This window comes from Paenibacillus sp. FSL R10-2778 (assembly GCF_038593035.1).
In the GTDB taxonomy this organism is placed as follows: Bacteria; Bacillota; Bacilli; order Paenibacillales; family Paenibacillaceae; genus Paenibacillus_AQ; species Paenibacillus_AQ odorifer.
The window spans coordinates 4,607,252-4,625,978 of record NZ_CP151956.1 but is presented as its reverse complement, the minus strand read 5'-3'; the positions used below and the strand labels follow the sequence as shown (position 1 = coordinate 4,625,978).

15 protein-coding genes are annotated in these 18,727 nt (G+C 42.4%); 12 read left to right on the top strand and 3 right to left on the bottom strand.

The features are described from left to right. Window positions 1-47: 47 nt before the first annotated feature. The 4 genes from NST40_RS20915 (at window position 48) to cysI (ending at window position 7,528) form a co-directional block, all read left to right on the top strand. Window positions 48-428 carry a response regulator gene (locus tag NST40_RS20915; protein ID WP_076219813.1) on the top strand — a complete coding sequence of 127 codons (381 nt, stop codon included), beginning with the start codon at window positions 48-50 and terminating at the stop codon, window positions 426-428. After that, window positions 406-3,666, top strand: coding sequence for an ATP-binding protein (locus NST40_RS20910; protein WP_342409980.1), 3,261 nt, complete (start codon window positions 406-408; stop codon window positions 3,664-3,666). The genes NST40_RS20915 and NST40_RS20910 overlap by 23 nt, the downstream gene beginning before the upstream one ends. A gap of 234 nt (window positions 3,667-3,900) precedes the next feature. Further along, window positions 3,901-5,757 carry an assimilatory sulfite reductase (NADPH) flavoprotein subunit gene (locus tag NST40_RS20905; protein WP_342410916.1) on the top strand — a complete coding sequence of 619 codons (1,857 nt, stop codon included), beginning with the start codon at window positions 3,901-3,903 and terminating at the stop codon, window positions 5,755-5,757. Between the two features lie 46 nt (window positions 5,758-5,803). Further along, entirely contained in the window at window positions 5,804-7,528 is a 1,725-nt protein-coding gene (cysI, locus tag NST40_RS20900; RefSeq protein ID WP_076276070.1) for an assimilatory sulfite reductase (NADPH) hemoprotein subunit, read from the top strand. Between the two features lie 1,001 nt (window positions 7,529-8,529). Here the strand turns inward: cysI and NST40_RS20895 are convergent. Further along, window positions 8,530-10,161 (bottom strand): cellulase family glycosylhydrolase, encoded by a 1,632-nt coding sequence (locus tag NST40_RS20895; RefSeq protein ID WP_342409979.1) that lies wholly within the window; start codon window positions 10,159-10,161, stop codon window positions 8,530-8,532. A gap of 398 nt (window positions 10,162-10,559) precedes the next feature. Here NST40_RS20895 and map point away from each other — a divergent pair, with 398 nt between their 5' ends. Then, on the top strand, window positions 10,560-11,306 hold the full coding sequence (gene map, locus NST40_RS20890) for a type I methionyl aminopeptidase (RefSeq protein ID WP_036685786.1): 747 nt from the start codon (window positions 10,560-10,562) through the stop codon (window positions 11,304-11,306). A gap of 54 nt (window positions 11,307-11,360) precedes the next feature. On the opposite strand, the gene NST40_RS20885 is transcribed toward map, so the two are convergent. Then, window positions 11,361-11,765: a CBS domain-containing protein gene (locus tag NST40_RS20885; RefSeq protein ID WP_038572361.1), complete on the bottom strand. Its 405-nt coding sequence runs from the start codon at window positions 11,763-11,765 to the stop codon at window positions 11,361-11,363. 178 nt (window positions 11,766-11,943) lie between these two features. On the opposite strand from NST40_RS20885, the gene NST40_RS20880 reads away from it, so the two are divergent. From NST40_RS20880 to NST40_RS20855, 6 genes are all read left to right on the top strand, one after another. Beyond that, on the top strand, window positions 11,944-14,052 hold the full coding sequence (locus tag NST40_RS20880) for a methyl-accepting chemotaxis protein (protein ID WP_076129908.1): 2,109 nt from the start codon (window positions 11,944-11,946) through the stop codon (window positions 14,050-14,052). Between the two features lie 671 nt (window positions 14,053-14,723). Next, window positions 14,724-14,924, top strand: a complete 201-nt coding sequence (locus NST40_RS20875; protein WP_036685790.1) for a cold-shock protein — start codon at window positions 14,724-14,726, stop codon at window positions 14,922-14,924. Between the two features lie 64 nt (window positions 14,925-14,988). Beyond that, entirely contained in the window at window positions 14,989-15,216 is a 228-nt protein-coding gene (locus NST40_RS20870) for a hypothetical protein (RefSeq protein ID WP_038572358.1), read from the top strand. 208 nt (window positions 15,217-15,424) lie between these two features. Next, window positions 15,425-16,234, top strand: coding sequence for a GNAT family N-acetyltransferase (locus NST40_RS20865; protein ID WP_076276072.1), 810 nt, complete (start codon window positions 15,425-15,427; stop codon window positions 16,232-16,234). Window positions 16,235-16,242: 8 nt separating this feature from the next. Next, window positions 16,243-17,346 carry an LCP family protein gene (locus NST40_RS20860; protein ID WP_081387120.1) on the top strand — a complete coding sequence of 368 codons (1,104 nt, stop codon included), beginning with the start codon at window positions 16,243-16,245 and terminating at the stop codon, window positions 17,344-17,346. 37 nt (window positions 17,347-17,383) lie between these two features. Beyond that, the gene (locus tag NST40_RS20855; RefSeq protein ID WP_179087464.1) at window positions 17,384-17,866 is read left to right on the top strand and encodes a DinB family protein; all 483 of its coding nucleotides are present in this window, start codon (window positions 17,384-17,386) and stop codon (window positions 17,864-17,866) included. Here the strand turns inward: NST40_RS20855 and NST40_RS20850 are convergent. Beyond that, window positions 17,863-18,072 (bottom strand): hypothetical protein, encoded by a 210-nt coding sequence (locus NST40_RS20850; RefSeq protein ID WP_076100132.1) that lies wholly within the window; start codon window positions 18,070-18,072, stop codon window positions 17,863-17,865. The genes NST40_RS20855 and NST40_RS20850 overlap by 4 nt on opposite strands. A 279-nt stretch (window positions 18,073-18,351) precedes the next feature. Between NST40_RS20850 and NST40_RS20845 the strand changes: the two genes are divergently transcribed. After that, entirely contained in the window at window positions 18,352-18,711 is a 360-nt protein-coding gene (locus tag NST40_RS20845) for a hypothetical protein (RefSeq protein ID WP_036685802.1), read from the top strand. Window positions 18,712-18,727: the final 16 nt, after the last annotated feature.

Genomic DNA, 18,727 nt, shown 5'->3' with positions numbered 1-18,727 from the left:
TGTTGTGAGCACCAGGAGAGATCTAAAGCGGAGGGAACTAGGCAGCTATGCAAAAGGTAATGGTAGTGGATGATGAAGAAGTATTACGAATGTTAATCGTAGACACCTTAGAAGATTTGGAAGACGTGGAGATCCACACTGCCGAGAACGGATTAGAGGCGCTTTCAAAATTGTCACAGGATCATTATGATTTGGTGATATTGGATTATATGATGCCTGAAATGACAGGGATTGAAGTCCTAGGCCAACTGGATGATGAGAAAAAGAAGGCTACAGCTATTTTAATGTTAACAGCCAAAGCCCAAGATGTAGATCGTCTTCGAGCGGTAGATGCAGGCGTACGTTATTTTATGCCAAAACCTTTTAGTCCGATGGAACTCTTGCAGATTGTGGAGGGGATCCTAAGTGACAAAGGGAAGCAGCTCTAATCACAGTATTAAAAATAGATATTTTCGTATCATTGCCTTGGTTTTTTCGTTAATCATTCTTATGGGATCTGTATTTTTGTTTTTCATAAACAATGAGCAGAACAAATTAAGTAGAGACCGTGAAGTTCTGCAAAATAAGGCGGACACGATTAACGAATTGGCGACTGCGTTAAATGAGGTTTTTTTCCGAGCGAGGGGATTCAGCGCACTTAAGAGTAACAATGAATTAGAGCTCTTAAACTTAGGACTTGTTAACTTTGATAAGATTCTGGAAACCTATTCTAATCTCAATTTATCTCCGGAAGAAGCCTTGTTTAGAGATGGTTTGAAAGCCTTTTATGTTCAGTACAAAACTAAAGTTTTGCCGGAAGCGATTCGGTTTGTCGAGGCAGACGATTATGTGTCTTTGAGAGCTCTATCCGCAGATGGCAACACGAAATCAGTAAATGATTTTTTAATGTATACAAAAGAGTACAAGCAACGATCCGATGCCTCATTAAATACTATGGCTATGGATTACATCAAACGTGCCAATGAGTTTACCTTTATCGCATTCTTTTTCAGCACGATTATTCTGCTAATCTTCACCTTTATGATCTGGCGGATTCTGAAGAACCTAATAGATCCTATTCTGAAGCTGGAAGGGGCAACCCATTCCCTGGCTGCAGGAGAAGAAATTCTTCTGGGCAAGCTTAAGAATCAAGATGAAATTGGCCGACTTTATGATGCTTTTCTAAATATGGCTAGAAGTATTCAAGATAAAGAAGAAGAATTGATGATGCAGAATGAAGAGCTGCATGCGCAGCAGGATGAACTTCAGGATCAGCAATATAGGCTGCAGCGCTCGCTTAGTGAAATTGAGAGTATGATGAAAGCCTTGGATCAATCGTCTGCCGTCGGAATTCTTACTGCTAAAGGTGTCTTTACCTACGCGAATGATAATTTAAGTGGATATACCCGCTATAAAAAGTCTGAGATTATCGGTTACACCTATAAGTTATTTGAACTTTATAATCTCTCTGATGAGGGTTATCAGAAAATCTTTAACAAATTAAATACAGGCGGAGTGTGGAACAATGAGCTGCAGATTCTAGCCAAAGACGGATTGCCCATCTGGCTGCATCTGACGATTGTGCCGTACCTGAATGAAGAGGGTGTGATTTATCAATACATCCTTATTGCGAACGATATCACCTCAATGAAAAGCGTACAGCAGGAGCTAGCCGAAACGTTAAAAAACACAGAACAGACCAAGATGATGCTTGAACTTAATAATCAGCTCAATCATGATATTACTTATACTTTGGATAAACATGAATTTGCCGATAAGTTTATTGAGTTTATGCATCGCCTGTATGCCTTTGATTCGAGTTTCTTCCTGCTTGTGAAAGATAATATCGCGGCTGTGAAAGGCATTCCGCAGGAGAATGTGGAGCGTTATCTTGATCATGAGAATAATGAGATGTTATATCGCTTGCAAGCGGAAAAAACGTACCTAATCAAGCGCCTGGCCACACAATCAGAGCAAGGGATTTCTGCGAGTGAGGTCTATGTTTACGACTTCTACACTACTGTTGTGAACGCAGAGGATGAGATTCTTGCAGTGTTCTGTGGCAGCCGGATTGGTTATTCCTTCAGCAAAGAAGAGATTAATGAGGTTCAAGGGATGATGAACCGCGTAGCGCTGGCGATTGAACGTTTATTCATGTATGAAGAGATTGAACATGGCCGAAAGCTGAATCGGGACATCGTAAATAATGTGAACGAGGGCATACAATTTGTGAATACAGAAGGTATGCTCCTGCAGATGAATAAAGCGTTGAGCAACATTTTTAATTATGAGTGGACAGAAGGAGCTTTGATTCCCCGTCAGAAATGGATGGATTATTTCATTGAGCACTCGAATGAGAATCATGAACTTCGGATGTTTTTTGAAAAAGCGATTGCTGAGGATGCTCTGGAATCCAGCAGCATGCAATACTCCATTGGAACTGAATCGATGAAGCATATTGATGTGTATGCGATCCCTGTATTCCGTCGCGAACTGCGTATTGGTACATTGTTTGTCTACAGAGATATCACTAGAGAATATGAGCTGGATCTTATGAAATCTGATCTTGTCAGTACGGTAAGTCATGAGCTAAGAACACCGCTATCGAGTGTACTTGGTTTCACAGAACTGTTATTATCTAAGACCATGAAGCCTGAGAAGCAGCTTAAATATCTGGAGACGATTCATAAAGAAGCTAAACGACTGACGGAGCTCATTAATGATTTTCTTGATTTGCAGAGAATGGAGTCAGGTAAGCAGCAATATATCACGGAGCATTTGAATCTCAGTGAAATTGTATTAGGTGTAATTGATCAATATAAACTGAGCAGTACCCATCATGTGCTCCTAGTGGATGAGGCTTTAAATGCGGATGTTGATGTGGACAAGGATAAGATTGTCCAAGTTCTGACGAATCTGTTAAGTAATGCGATTAAATTCTCGCCTGATAACAATGAAGTTAAAGTACTGCTGCATAACGAGTCGGATAGAATTATTGTACGTATCCAGGATAATGGTCTTGGCATTCCTAAGGATCAAATAGGACAGCTATTCCAAAAATTCAGAAGAGTGGATAATAGCGCCTCTAAAAGAATTGGAGGAACAGGACTCGGACTTGCTATCTGTAAGGAGATCATTGAGAAACAAAAGGGAAATATCGGTATAGATTCCGTAGAAGGAGAGGGCACTACCGTCTGGTTTAGCCTCCCTATCCTCCATGCGGAAGCGAGCCGGCAACAGGATGAGCTTAATAAATGGAGCACCGATAAAGAGCTCAAGCCTAATGTAATGATCGTTGAAGATGATTACAGTCTTTCGTTGCTTTTATCAGAAGAGCTTAAAGGGAAGGGCTTCCGTGTTACCCATCATTACCATCCACAGCAAGCTTTTGATCAGGCCTTGAAAACACCATTTGTGGCGATTGTGGTAGATTTGATGTTGGGTGAAGAGCTGGATGGCTGGGATTTGATCCGAATGCTTAAAGAAGATCCAAGAACTGAAAATATACCTATCGTTATTTCTTCTGCTCTGGATCAATCGGATAAGAACCAATTAAACGATGTAATTCAAAAATATTTAACTAAACCTTATCCGCCCGGCGAGCTGTCGAATACGCTTGAGGAGATAGTGAAGATTAAGACGGGGATCGGCGAGGTGTTATTTCCCGAAAGTAAGCAAAAATTATAGCTTTTATTTATCACAATATTTTATAAATAGTATCACTTTTTATAATGAAACCGATCAAAACAGGTTAAATCATACTGTTTTGATCGGTTTTTACGTACTTTATAGATGATTTTTCAATAAAATACAATTATTAGGGTAAATCGACATCATTGATCGTTTACAATTATTGTGATAGCCTGATTTCATGAGGTACGGATCATCAGAAGATTTCATGTTTAGGAGAGGTGGATATTGTTGCAACTACAGGTAACGAACAGTCCTTTTAACGAGAGCCAAGTCGAGCTACTCAATCGTCTTCTACCATCCTTAACGGAGACACAGCAAATATGGCTTAGCGGTTATTTGTCAGCCATGGGCTTTACTACTGCACCATCGGCAGGTGCCGGGGTTCAAGCAGTACAATCAAATACGATAGGAAATGTGGAAGGTAGTGCCGTTAGTCAACCTGCAGCTTCACGTGAAGTGACCGTGTTGTTTGGGTCCCAGACAGGGAACTGCCAACGGCTGGCTGGGAGCTTGTCCCGCAAGCTGGAGGAGCAAGGATTTCAGGTCACACTCACTGCGATGAACAGCTTTAAGCCCAATGCGCTTAAGAAGGTTGAGAACCTCCTATTGCTGGTCAGTACACACGGTGAAGGCGAGCCGCCAGATAATGCACGGATGTTCCATGAATTTCTCTATAGCAAAAGAGCTCCTCAATTAGAGAATCTGAAGTTCTCAGTGCTGGCACTGGGGGATACCTCCTATGAATTCTTTTGTCAGACCGGCAAGGACTTCGATCAGCGGCTTGAGGAACTTGGCGGCAAGCGGTTAAGTCCGCGTGTGGATTGTGATCTTGATTATGATGATTCGGTTACCGAGTGGTTTGAAGGCGTCATTAGTGCCTTAAATGCACATTTAAATGCTCCGGCCATTGCGGCAAAAGCGGTTCAAGCTGCAGAAGACGCAGATTCTCAGGAGCCTTTGTATACCCGCAACAATCCTTTTAAAGCGGAAGTATTGGAGAATCTAAATCTGAACGGACGTGGTTCTGACCGTGAGACCCGCCATTTGGAGCTATCCCTAGAAGGTTCTAACATACAATTTGAGCCAGGGGATGCGCTGGGTGTCTATCCGGAGAATCATCCTGAATTGGTAGACGCTATTATTCATACTATGGGCTGGAATCCTAATGATATTGTTCCATTAAATAAAAAAGGGGAAGACGGCACCTTACGTGAGGCCCTTCTTCACCACTATGAAATCACTGTATTGACCAAACCGTTACTTGAACAAGCGGCGAAGTTATCTTCTTCTAACCAATTAAGTGATCTATTGTCGCCAGAACGTGCGCAACAGCTTAAGGAATATATTCAAGGCCGCGATCTGCTCGATTTAGTTCAGGACTTCTCTCCATGGGAGGGTTCGGCCAGTAGCTTTGTGACTATTTTGCGCAAGCTTCCGGCACGACTCTATTCAATTGCCAGCAGCTATAAAGCTAATCCAGATGAGGTTCATTTAACGGTTAGAGCTGTACGTTATGAGGCACATGGCCGTGAGCGTTATGGGGTCTGCTCGGTACATTGTGCTGAAAGAGTCCAGCCGGGAGATACGTTGCCCATCTACATTCAACATAATCCGAACTTTAAGCTTCCGACGAATCCTGATGCACCGATCATTATGATTGGACCGGGCACAGGTGTTGCACCCTTCCGCTCTTTCCTGGAGGAACGTGGCGAGCTTGGGGCGGAAGGTAAATCATGGCTGTTCTACGGAGATCGGCATTTTGTGACGGACTTCCTCTATCAGACGGACTGGCAGAGAATGCTTAAAGACGGCTTGTTAACTAAGCTGGATGTTGCTTTCTCCCGTGATACCGAAGAGAAAGTATATGTTCAGCATCGCATTCTGGAAAAGAGCCGCGAGGTCTACGAATGGCTGCAAGCGGGAGCTCATATTTACATTTGCGGAGACGAGAAGCATATGGCACATGATGTTCATTCTGCTCTGATTACTGTCATCCAGCATGAGGGTGGTCTGAGTCCTGAAGAAGCGGCAGCTTATTTGGATAATATGCAGCAGGCGCAGTGCTACCAACGTGATGTTTACTAATGGATAGAGGAAAGTTATCGAATGACTTCGGGGGGAGATAACAACAATGGCAAACAATGAAAAGGTTAAGCCGATCGGCGGGCCTCCAAGCGATGTTGAGCACATTAAGCAAGAGAGTAACTATCTGCGGGGCGCGCTTGTTGAGACATTAAGCAATCCGATTACCGGAGGCTTGCCGGAAGATGATAATCGGCTGCTGAAATTTCACGGAAGCTATATGCAGGACGATCGGGATTTACGCAACGAGCGTGAACGGCAAAAGCTGGAGCCTGCATTCCAGTTCATGCTTCGTGTAGTTGCCCCAGGCGGGGTAGCGACACCAGAGCAGTGGCTAGTGATGGATGATCTGGCACAAAAATACGGCAATGGAACCTTACGTCTGACTACCAGACAGGCGTTTCAAATGCATGGGGTACTCAAATGGAATCTTAAGAAAACCATCCGCAGCATTAATGATACGCTGATGACGACGCTGGCAGCTTGCGGCGATGTTAACCGTAACGTAATGAGTAATCCGAATCCTTACCAGTCAGAGGTGCATGCAGAGGTCTACGAATGGGCGCGCAAAGTAAGTGATCACTTATCACCACGTACGCCTGCTTACCATGAAATCTGGTTGGACGGTGAGAAGGTAGTAGATAGCTTAGGCGAACGTGCGGAAGTAGAACCGATCTATGGACCGGTATATTTACCGCGTAAATTCAAGATAGGTCTAGCGGTGCCTCCTTCTAATGATGTGGATGTATTCTCGCAAGATCTGGGTTTTATCGCTATTCTGGAAAATGAGAAGCTAGTCGGCTTCAACGTTTCTGTAGGCGGCGGTATGGGGATGACTCATGGCGATACCAGTACTTATCCTCAGTTGGGACGTATAATTGGTTTTTGCCGTCCGGAACAGTTAATTGATGTGGCAGAAAAGACCGTAACAATCCAGCGGGATTATGGTAATCGCTCTGTCCGCAAAAATGCACGGTTCAAATATACGATTGACCGCCACGGTCTGGAATGGTTCGTAGACGAACTGCATGAAAGACTCGGATGGCAGCTTGAAGCAGCACGTGATTATCATTTTGATCACAACGGAGACCGTTACGGCTGGGTGAAGGGGACCAATGGAAAATGGAATCTGACACTTTATATCCAAAGCGGACGGATTCATGACCAAGAAGGATACACCTTGATGAGTGGCTTGCGGGAGATTGCTAAGATTCATACTGGAGATTTCCGGCTAACGCCGAATCAGAATCTAACGATTGCCAACGTCACTACTGCCAAAAAACGCAAAGTAGCTGAGCTGGCTAAACAGCATGGACTAACAGATGGAGCACATCTTTCTGCATTGCGGCGCAGCTCCATGTCCTGTGTAGCACTGCCAACCTGCGGACTTGCGATGGCTGAAGCGGAACGCTATCTGCCTTCGCTGATAGATAAGCTGGAGCTTGTTATAGATAAAGCTGGTTTGCGGGACGAGGAAATTGTGATCCGAATGACCGGCTGTCCTAATGGCTGTGCTAGACCGGCGTTGGGTGAAATCTCGTTTATCGGAAAGGCTCCAGGCAGATATAATATGTATTTAGGAGCAGGCTTTACGGGTGATCGCCTCAATAAAATGTATAAAGAAAACATAGATGAGAAGGAGATCCTAGAGACGCTTGAACCTATTCTTCACCGATATGCCAAAGAACGTCAACAAGGCGAGCATTTTGGAGATTTCGTGATCCGTGCAGATTATGTTAAAGCCGTTACCTCTGGACTTAATTTCCATGACTAAATGAAAGTAGATTTAAAAATGTCCCGGGGCCAGTTGATGGCTGCCGGGATTTTTGTGGTTTGGGCTTAGTTAGATGCGCGGGGTGTCGTGTCGTACACATAATGCTCCAGAGGTAAAGAACGGTAGGTGAGCGCAGACGAGTAGTAGACGAATAGTAGATGAGTACTAGATGAGGGGCCGATGAGTAGTAGATGAGCGCAGAAGAGCGGCAGTAGACTAACAAGGTGACGGACTCAGGAGCCCTTATTTCCTGAAATCTTGCCAATTTGACGAGTATTCGGACACCAGCGCCGTTATGGGGATGAAAAGAGACAGGAACAGGCCTTTTTCAGAGGAATAGCGCCTCTCCAGTCCGAAAGTTGCTCAAAACGGCTCAAATCGCACAAATAGCGTCATCTGAGTCCGAAAATCACGACAAAAGCGCTCCAAAGGTAAAGAACGGCAGATGAGCGCAGACGAGCGGCAGTAGACTAACATCAGAGTAGCAAAAGGGTCATATTAGATAGTGGGACAGAGTGATATTAGCGCAGTAGGAGCAATTGTAGAGTAATACGCAGAACAGCAGGAGCAATAGTGAAGTAACGCAGAACAGCCAAACAAAAGAGCAGTAACCGACTAGCGGCACAATAAACGATCGGCAGTAGACTAACATCAGAGTGGTGAAAGGGTCGAATTAAATCGATAGTAAAATAACATTAGATGGTGAAAGAGTAAAATTAGATTAGCTCAGCAGTAGCAATAGTGGAGTAGTACGCAGAACAGCCAAATAAAAGAGAAGCAACCGACTAGCGGAACAATAGACGATCGACAGTAGACTAACATCAAAGTAGTAACATTCCGGGAGCAGGCTAACAGCAGTAGATCACCGTTGACTGACAAATCTAGCAACAGCCTTCATTTGATCTACAATAATCTAGTAAGATCCCAACATCTGCGCTACAACAGATTCAATTTAAAAACCAGCAAGTCTCCAATTCCGGGAGGCTCGCTGGTTTATGTGTTTAAGGAGCGATACCGGAGATCAGTACATCGTTTTGATACAGGGTTACTTTGTTCCAAGTGCTGAAGGAAACTTTGGTTGGATCGAACGAATAGTCATTTGCTTCATTGAAGTTAGACCAGTCGCTTTTGTGCACGCGTAATTGGATTTCTCCTGACTGCCCACCGGCAGGTATGGAGCCCGCGCTAGCATTGAAAGTAAGCTCAACGTAAGAGTCGGCGTTCGTCCCACTTGTGGACCCGAGGGCAACCGATATATTAGAAGCACCGACCTGCGCCCAATCGATTACTCCATTGAGAGAGGCACTTCCATCTTTAGTAAAGTAATAACGAATTTTCAGTCCATTTAAATTGACTGCCGTTGTTCCGTTGTTATAGATGTTGAAGTAGGGCTTGATTGAGTTATCAGTAGCATTGGTATCTGCTGCACGGTAGTAAAGTGCCAGATTACTGGATGGCGAGCCGGTAGGAGTGGCTGTAGGTGTTACTGTAGCTGTTGGCGTAGGTGTTGGTGTTGGTGTTGGTGTTGGCGTAGGTGTAGGTGTAGGTGTAGGTGTTGGTGTAGGTGTAGCTGTTGGTGTAGGTGTTGGTGTAGTGCCACCATCCGGCACAGGTTGGTAACCAGGTGTTGTGTAAATTTTATTAAGCACGGAGGTTGCTAAGGTTCCGTTTGCTCCATTAACGACTGTATTTCCCCAGTTGCTGAGTGTTCCTGCTGGACCGCTGGCTAGATCCAGATATTCAACGCCTCCGCCATTACCATACCAGGACCAGGCGAGCCAGCCCACCTTTTTTTCCTTCGTGTAGCTCATAATGGTGACTTCATCGACATCTCCACCCGTGTGCTTGTCACCGAATTCGCCGATAATCACAGGGGCTCCAATAGCCAAGGCACTATCGATATTACTCTTGACTGTAGCAGCATTACCTCCAGCATATTCGTACATATGAATTGAGAAAATAGTGTTTTTTAAGGTATCTGAATTAAATACAGCCTGACCACTAGTGAAAATAGATTGTGGGTATTGACCCCATCCCGCTGCATCTACAACTAAAGTGTTCTTAATGCCCGCATTTCTTAACGCAGGAATTGCTGCTTGGTATCCACTGGCCCATGTTGCAGTGTTCCAAGAACCGTACCATTCATTAGCAATATTCACAATGACACGATCTTCTTTACCGATCAAAGCATCCTTGATGCTGATCCAATAGTTTACTGCAGCGTTAAGGTCAGAGGTGTTGTCTGAGCCCGTAGCATCATGCACTTCCAGCATGGCAATCATTTTATACTGATCACAAAGCTTAAGAATATTTTGGACATCAGCTAAAGTATCGAGAGACCACTTGCTGCCATTAGAAAGTACAATTCTGACGGTATTGGAGCCAGTCGCTGCGATGGCCGGTATTGCAGTAGCCAGATCGTTTTTGTACCAAGTGTGTGCATGATTCACCCCACGCATTACAAAAGGACTGCCAGTAGCATCGTATAAAGTGGTACCGCTTACATAAAAACCTTTAACAGAAGTGTTCGCAGCCGCTGCCTGCTGTTGAGGTAAAGAAATAGAAAGAGTAAGGATACTAATTAATACTAACAAACTGATTTTCCGGAACGAAAAATGCTTTCTGAATTTCATCAACATTTCCTCCTTAATCAAATAGGGTTGCTTCTTTGATTATGCGTATCCTCCAGGTGGTTGCAGTAAATGCACTCAATTACAGGCATGTATCACCTCCTCAGTTATTTTGAATATAACATATAAAGGAATTTTTAGGAATAATAAATAATTTAACGATAACAATAACTTTATGTTTTATTAGATAGATAAGAGAAATTACTGATAAGGCACTCGTCTTTCATCTAACATTTTCATAAAAATGATGTTATTTTTAGATTCAGCAAGGAAAATATAATTTTTTTTGCCTAATGATTTGGATTTCTCGCGATTTTCTTTCATAATATAAAGGGTAAACTAAATACAAAAGAAGAACCGTTGCCCGAGAGCGATGTGTTCTGTACAGAAGAGGCGATATTATGATTATCATGAAAACGATGGAAGAGATCGAAAAAATGCGTGCGGCGGGAAAAATTCTCGCTGAATGTCATCGTCAAATTGCGCAAATTTTGCAGCCTGGTATTACGACCTGGGAAATTGATGAATTTGCAGAAAAATTTATATTGTCTCAAGGAGCTACTCCTGAGCAAAAAGGATATAATGGGTACCCGTACGCAACCTGTGCATCTGTAAATGATGTAATATGCCACGGATTTCCGAAAAAAGAGCCGCTAAAAGACGGGGATATCGTAACCATTGACATGGTTGTTAACTTAAACGGCTGGTTGGCAGATTCGGCCTGGTCTTACGGGATTGGCAATATTAGTGAACAGGCGACCAAACTTCTAGACACTACTAAGGAATCTTTATTCCGTGGAATCGAGCAGGCGGTTGCAGGCAACCGTATTGGCGATGTTGCGCATGCCATCCAAGTTTATGCAGAGTCTAACGGGTTTTCTGTAGTGCGTGATTTTATTGGCCACGGGATCGGTTCAGAAATGCATGAAGCTCCGGAAGTGCCTCACTATGGTCCAGCAGGGAGAGGGCCTCGTCTTAAAGAGGGGATGGTATTTACCATTGAGCCCATGCTGAACACAGGCAGTTACAGAACAAAAATTGATGCGGATGGTTGGACTGCGCGTACCATTGACGGCGGATTGTCAGCACAATATGAGCATACCTTAGCGATTACCCCACAAGGAACGATTATCCTGACTGAACTGTAATTTTGATGAAAAATAAAATGACCAGTCTCCGTAATGGAGATTGGTCATTTTTTATTAATCTGTAATGTTGCGAGTGTAATATTCAATGATATCTTTTCTCCTAATAATTCCAACAAATACACCCTCATTATCAATCACAGGAACGAAATTCTGATCCGCAGCGAGCGTCAGCATATCCTCCATTTCTGCATTAATGAGAACACTTTCGTTATGAACATGCTTTTGGATGTCGCTTACTGGAACTTCCCCTATATTGTCAAAGGTTAAATCTGCTGTGTTTTTCAGCTTCCACAATAGATCACCCTCCGAAAGTGTTCCTACATATTTTCCTTCATTATCAATAATAGGGATAGCCGTGTAATGGTGCTGTTCTAATTGTTCTAAGGCTTCCAGCATGGATAGTGAGTTAGTGATATAGGCGACTTGATCTTTTGGCAACAAAAAAGAGGATATTTCCATCGGCATGAACTCCTTTGTATTATGTTATTTTTTGATTAGGCTACTTTTATTTAAACATACTTTTGGAATGGATAGAATTTTAAATTTTCACCCCTTGAATTATAGGTAATAAGTCCTATTGAATAGAGGTCGTATTTTGTCGATTAAAGATATATTATCCTAGAGTGGAGTTGTTCAGATGGCATTGTATCGAAGGCTTTCATTAACGTTTAAATTTGTTATGGTGGTAAGTTTAGTAATTATTGTGATCTTTTTCTTTAGTTTAGTCGCAAACCTGGCTAATCTGCGTAGTGTGAGCATATCCAACGGTGAACTTCAGGCAGAGGTCGCAGGAAAAAGTTATGCGGAGACCATTCAGAATAGAATGATAGACATTCAGTCGACGGGTGAAGCGCTCGCTGAAGTACTCCTTGAATCAAGAGAACGTCAAACCTTGGACCGTGAAGATGTTGTTTCTACAATGAAAACTATGCTTGAGCACAGACCAGAAATTTTTGGGATGAGCATATTATGGGAACCCAATGCTTTTGATCAGAACGATCAGGCTAATATAAATAAGATGCCATATGATGATGGTACGGGGCGTTTTATTCCTTATGTCTTTAGAAATCAAGGTGCAATAAAGGTTGAACCCTTAAAGAATTATGATGTAGAAGGTGCGGGTGATTATTACCTTTTACCAAAAAAAGAGAAAAAACCGGTCTATATTGAACCCTACTCCTATGAGACGACTGGTGGAGCTATAGAGATGATTTCGGTCATGCTGCCAATTTTGGATAAAACGGGTGCATTTCTGGGGACTGTAGGGTTCGATGTTTCGTTAACCCAATTGCAGGAAGAAGCCGTTAACTATAAACCTCTGGGAGGTTATGTTTCTTTAATCACTGGTAATGGCAAATATGCAGCCAACCCAAATGATCCTCAAAGTGTACTCAAAGAATTCGGTGATACAGAAGATAAAACAGTACTGTGGAAGCGTGTGAAGAATGGGGAGGCCAAACTGGGATACACGATAAATTCCAAGGGAGAAGACGTGCTGCGGACTTTTGTTCCGATACCAATGCCTGGAAGTGACCAGGTCTGGTACACACAGACAGCGATCTCTAAGGATGTTATCATGGCTGATTATGAACAAGCTAAAACAGAATTTTTTATCATTATGATTATTGGGATTTTGATTTTAGCTGTTATTGTTGGTCTTCAACTATGGTTGATGGTAGTTAAACCGCTTCGTTTGTTATCTGAGAAATTGCAGCTGATGTCTCAGGGGGATTTGACTCAAACCCTGCAGGTTCGAAATGATGATGAATTCGGCAAAATGGCTACACATTTTAATCATATGACCCATAAGCTTCGAGAAATGTTTGGACTTGTCGCTGATCTATCAATGTCCGTGGGAGCTACCTCTGAAGAGCTGACAGCTAACGCTGAGCAGACTGGAAAAGCTGCTGAACAAATTGCTGTGGCAATTGGACGAGTAGCCGAAGGAGCGCAGCTGCAGAATGATTATGCGGGTGATTCTTCAATGGCGATGAGCGAGCTGAATGTTGGAGTGCAACGGATTGCTGACTCTTCGTCATCGGTATCTGCATCTGCAGATGAAGTTACCGATCAGACGAAAAAGGGCAGTGCCCAGCTGCAAATGGCAGTGAATCAAATGTCGGAGTTAAAGCTGTCTGTAGATGAGACGAGTCTGGCGATTGAACGTTTAGGCGAACGATCTGCTCAGATCAGCGGGATTATCGGCTTGATTTCGAACATAAGTAAACAGACCAATCTGTTGGCACTAAATGCGGCTATTGAGGCGTCCAGAGTGGGTGAACATGGCCGAGGTTTTGCGGTGGTGGCCTCAGAAATTCGCATGCTGGCAGATCAGACTAAAAAAGCTGCCGAACAAGTTACTGCTTTGGTTGAAGATGTGGTGCAAGATACTAATCAAGCTTCACAAGCGATGGCTGTCGGCAATGAAAAAGTAATTCTTGGTGTGCAGAGTGTATCTGATAGTGATCTTTTATTTACGTCGATTCTGACAGAGATGACACAGGTAACCGATCAGATCCAAGAGGTCTCAGCAGCTGCACAGCAGATGACCGCGGGAACGGAGCAAATTTCAGTTACCGTTAAACAATTAGCCGATCTTGCTTCGGAAGCTTCCTCTGACTCCCAAAGTGTGGCAGCAGCCTCTGAGGAGCAGCTTGCTTCTATGGAAGAGATCTCAGCCTCGTCGGAGTCACTCAGCTCAATGGTGCAAGACCTGTTGGATAAATTATCTTACTTTAAAATTTAGATTCCCTTTTCAAATATAGAGAAGGGCTGGCACCTAAAACTATGAAAATGACTGCTGTGTCGAAACCACATGTTTAGTCACTGGAAAATACGCTTAGTAACCTGCTAACGGACACAGTGGTCCTTAAACGTACGATTATCCGATATTTGGAATGTTATCGGACTCCAGTGCAGCTATTGGCCTGAAAAATGCTTATTATGAGCCTCTTTCCAAGGAATAGCGTCACTGGAGTCCGAAATCTAGCGGTAAAGAATAAAAACATGTAAATAACGTCTACCGAGTCCGAAAGCCCCGTAGGATAATGAATGTGTAGTCGCAGCAGGCCGCGAATGACCAAAAAACGCTGAACAGCGATTCTTCGATAACAGAAGAATCGCTGTTTTGTTGATTTTAGGATTTTGAAAGTGAGGAGGTCAGTCTCCGCTCGTAGAATCACTTATGGCACAGCTCCTTCTTTCTTCCCATTTTCTTCATAATGCAGAAGAGTATCTATTTGGTGTTAGCTGTGTTATAATCAATCTATCGAAAGTATTTACCTGGCGAATTCACATAGCGTAGAGGGTTATTCTTTAGACGTTAATAACCTTGTACCATATGTGAATTTTTATTTTTTTAGAGATTTTTTGAGGATAAGAATAACATGTAAATAAAAATAAGGTGGTAATTATATTATGCAAACAGGAACAGTGAAATGGTTTAACGCAGACAAAGGTTTTGGTTTTATCGAGGTTGAAGGTGGAGAAGATGTATTCGTACATTTCAGCGCAATTACTGGTGACGGATTCAAGTCCCTGGATGAAGGACAACGTGTAGAATTTAACGTGGTTCAAGGTAATCGTGGTCAACAAGCTGAGAATGTTGTAAAACTGTAAGTAGTAAAATGAATCCCCAAACGTATCGTTTGGGGATTTTTTTATAGAAAGGTGGCGGATGTAAATGCAGGTGTTTGAAGACTGGAATTTAAAAGTTAAGAAAACCTTTAACGCTACAAGTAACAAGGAAGTATTGACGGTGTCTGAAGCGGGAAGCTTGCTCGGGCTGTCTAAAGACCAAATGAAAAGTTATGTAGATCAGCATAAGTTGACTAAAGTTCCGATCATGAGAAGTGTCGTCAGATATCTTTTACTGAAGAGTGAGATCGATATGATTGTGAAAAAAACCTAAGATCATCATTAATAAATAGGGTAGACCAATCCTTGATAGGATATGGTCTTTTTTTGTCTCACAAATTTCTTATAAATAGAAACTTATCGACCCTAAGATCGTCTATAATAATGGGATATTTTAGGTAACAGTGTCATCCAGCAAAAAAATATCCTCACATACTGGTGGTTATCTATCAAAACATTACGTGAGATCTAAGGAGAAAATTATGAAACGACTAGAGCGTAAAGATTATTACAAAGCTATTGAGCCTTTAGGAAAAGTGAAAATAAATACGATGTTTGCTGAGTCCGTGGTTAAACAAGTCATACCTGGCAGCGTATATGCTGACGATATCGTTAACCCGCGTGCTTTTTACATTGCTCACCCTTGTGGAATGTCTTTATTAATTGGAGAGTCGGATAATGAAGAGTTTAAGCGCGATCTTTTTGATTACATAACCAATAAAAATATGATTCGGCATCATCAAGAGTTGCTGCAGGCTGATCCAGCGGGAGGCTGGCCGGAAGTTATCGCTTATTGGAGTGAACAGGAAATGCTCCATAGAAATACAAGGGTCAACTTCAGCTTTAACCGCGAGAAATATCTGAAACAGAAAGCTTCTTATCTTAGCCAAGACCTTGAAGTGGTGCGAATGAACAAAGAACGGTTTTTGGCGGCAACAGGAGGTGTCAATCCTAAGGCGTTTTGGAGGAATGAAGAGCAATTTATTGCTGAGGGGCTGGGCTTCAATATTCTTGACGCTGGGGAAATTGCCTCTACGGCATTTTCGGGTTTTGTTAATGAGCATCAACTGGAAATTGGCATAGAAACCTCAGAAGCACATCGGGGGAAGGGCTATGCCTACGCGGTCTGTTCAGCCTTAATAGAATACTGTCTAGAACATCAGCTTGAGCCGGTGTGGGCGTGTCGTCTGGATAACCAGGGTTCTTTCAACTTAGCGCATAGATTAGGCTTTGAGACAACCTACATGATTCCCTATTATCGGCTGGTAGAATCCGTCATCAGGAAGGGTTAAGGATCCGAATGAAAAATAAACAGACTACCCATTCAGCTTCTTCATTTTCTTTAAGTAGAATTGAGAAAAAAAAGGTGAAGAAGAAAACTAAGACCAGCAAGAAAAAAAAGATCTGGTTATTTACGCTTGCTATCGTACTTATTGCTGGGCTAGGATCTTATGTTTTTCGTAAAGAACTGCTGATTTTCGGATTTAATAATGTTGTGGCTCCGACTATTGAACACACGCTTGATGGATCATACGTTCCTTTAGAAAATAATGAAAACGCTGAAGCTCCCGGATTACAGCCAACGGCGGATAACAAGGATCGTCCATTTTCTATCCTCCTATTGGGTACTGATCAGCGGGGAAAAGAGAACGGGCTTTCTGATTCGATTATATATACTGTGATCCGGCCAGTTGATCATAAAGTATTGTTCGTGTCGATCCCTCGTGATTCCTATGCAGAAATTATCGGAGCGGAAAAGGTTAAAGGAGCTAGGAAAGAAACCAAGATTAATGCAGCTCATTCCTATGGCGGTCCTCAGATGAGTGTAGACACCGTTAAAAATTTATTAAACGCGCCTATCGAGTATTACGCTACTATTAATTTTAACGGTCTTGTGGGCGTTACAGATGCTCTAGGGGGTGTTGAACTTCCGATTACCAAGGTGATTGAGAACAAGAGCCCGGATCATGAGAAATTAAGAATTGAACCGAACAAACCGATTTATTCTGGCGCTGAAGCATTAATGTATGTAAGATACCGCGAGGATTCTGATTTTAAACGAACGGAGCGGCAGCGGATCTTTTTGAAATCTGCGCTTGAACGGATGAAGAGAGTAGATAATATCCTTAATATACAGAAAATCATCGAAATAGCAGGCAGTAATTTCCAAACCAATATGAAGTCAGACTTTATTCTTGATTTGGCGAAAAGAGTAATTCTTGAAGGGGGTACTCCTGAGATCACAAGCCATATGTTGCAGGGTGAGGGCAGACGGAAGGATCAATGGTATTACATGCTTGACGAAAATGATGTGAAGCGTACCCATGAGTTGATTGAGATTTGGCTGAATCCTGACTCTACCGATACGGATCTGGCCGCAGCTTCTGCGGATGACGCAGCATAGATGTTGTGACTGAATTATTTTATTTTTCATGTGGAGGTTGATCTCTCTGGCTGCAAAAACAAATGAGCAAATGTTACTCGAATTTAAGTCCCTCATCCCGTTCGTAGAATCTTTAGGTGAAGTATCAGACAAACATTGGAATCAGCCTATTGCAGCTGGTAAATGGACTTTAAAGGATATCATCTGTCATCTCATGTTATGGGATAAATATTTTTATGAAGGTGCGATTAAGAAAATAATTCTCCGGGAACCGATCACAACCAAGCAGTTGGATTTTAACGAGTTTAATGCTAACGCTGTAGAATATGCTAAATTATTATCTGAACAAACATTAATTGAACAATTTGTACGTTATAGAACTAAAATCATAGATGCAGCTGTAGGCTTAACGGAAGAGGAATTCAATCAGGAATATAAGGATGGAGATCGCAAAAAATTCAGCGTTCGCAAGTACTTGAGAAGTTTTATCCCACATGATAAGCATCATAAAAAACAGATTGAGCAGTTCTTAAAACCTTAAAACTTGGCGCGATTTTGAACTAACTTCATGGATTGGCGTATGAGGATAGGACCAAACATGCTTCCGGCAGAGGCGGCAATTAAGGAATGGAAGGGGAATTTTATAGCAAAATAAAAGACCCATCCAGCAACAATATCAATAAGGATGAACTTCTTGATCTCGGATAATGGTATGGTCACGAAGACAATGGATTGTTTGTTTCTCACAGCAATGACCTCCTAATTTTAAGAAAACATCTTATAAATCCACTGTTCATTCTATTTTGGAACTAAGATGTCCCATTCCGTCTAAATCTACAATCGAATCGTAAAAAAAGGAAGTATGCCTTGCGTATCTTTTTCGCAAAGTGTACTTCCTTTTTTGTATGTGAGGATATTATCCGACTAATATTTGGCAGGGTATGGAAAGTCACAGAAGATATATTCAATCACTAGTACAATGTAAGCGTTGTCTTTTGTGAAAATATATCCTAAAGGAGCTAAGCTATGAGAGTGAAGAGACTATCTTTTAACCAGCTTGTGTTTATCTGTTTAGGTTTTCAATACTTGTTAATGCGTTTGTTCTCTGCCGGCGAGGCGATCGTTATCACATCGATAGAGCTAGTAATATATATTGTTTATACTGTCGCCACCCTTGCCGGATTGTTTCTCCGGAGCAGACGAATTGATAGTGAAGCTGTATCCGGGTTGTCGTCGTTATTTTTCAGCGTGTTATGGACGGTGTCTTTGTTCTCACAATTTCGGAAAGAAAGTTATCCAAATGCTTTAACAATCATTAATTCGCTGGGGGTGTCTTCAGCGGTAATCGTGATGCTCACGCAATTTATAATTTTGGCCAAGGCTTAGGCCTTAGCTGAAAAAA

What these genes read in the sequence shown, in the direction of transcription:
- NST40_RS20915 (WP_076219813.1), top strand. Translation starts at nt 48, where the DNA reads ATGCAAAAGGTAATGGTAGTGGATGATGAAGAAGTATTACGAATGTTA.
- cysI (WP_076276070.1), top strand. Translation starts at nt 5,804, where the DNA reads ATGGCAAACAATGAAAAGGTTAAGCCGATCGGCGGGCCTCCAAGCGAT.
- NST40_RS20895 (WP_342409979.1), bottom strand. Translation starts at nt 10,161, where the DNA reads ATGAAATTCAGAAAGCATTTTTCGTTCCGGAAAATCAGTTTGTTAGTA.
- map (WP_036685786.1), top strand. Translation starts at nt 10,560, where the DNA reads ATGATTATCATGAAAACGATGGAAGAGATCGAAAAAATGCGTGCGGCG.
- NST40_RS20885 (WP_038572361.1), bottom strand. Translation starts at nt 11,765, where the DNA reads ATGGAAATATCCTCTTTTTTGTTGCCAAAAGATCAAGTCGCCTATATC.
- NST40_RS20880 (WP_076129908.1), top strand. Translation starts at nt 11,944, where the DNA reads ATGGCATTGTATCGAAGGCTTTCATTAACGTTTAAATTTGTTATGGTG.
- NST40_RS20875 (WP_036685790.1), top strand. Translation starts at nt 14,724, where the DNA reads ATGCAAACAGGAACAGTGAAATGGTTTAACGCAGACAAAGGTTTTGGT.
- NST40_RS20870 (WP_038572358.1), top strand. Translation starts at nt 14,989, where the DNA reads ATGCAGGTGTTTGAAGACTGGAATTTAAAAGTTAAGAAAACCTTTAAC.
- NST40_RS20865 (WP_076276072.1), top strand. Translation starts at nt 15,425, where the DNA reads ATGAAACGACTAGAGCGTAAAGATTATTACAAAGCTATTGAGCCTTTA.
- NST40_RS20860 (WP_081387120.1), top strand. Translation starts at nt 16,243, where the DNA reads ATGAAAAATAAACAGACTACCCATTCAGCTTCTTCATTTTCTTTAAGT.
- NST40_RS20845 (WP_036685802.1), top strand. Translation starts at nt 18,352, where the DNA reads ATGAGAGTGAAGAGACTATCTTTTAACCAGCTTGTGTTTATCTGTTTA.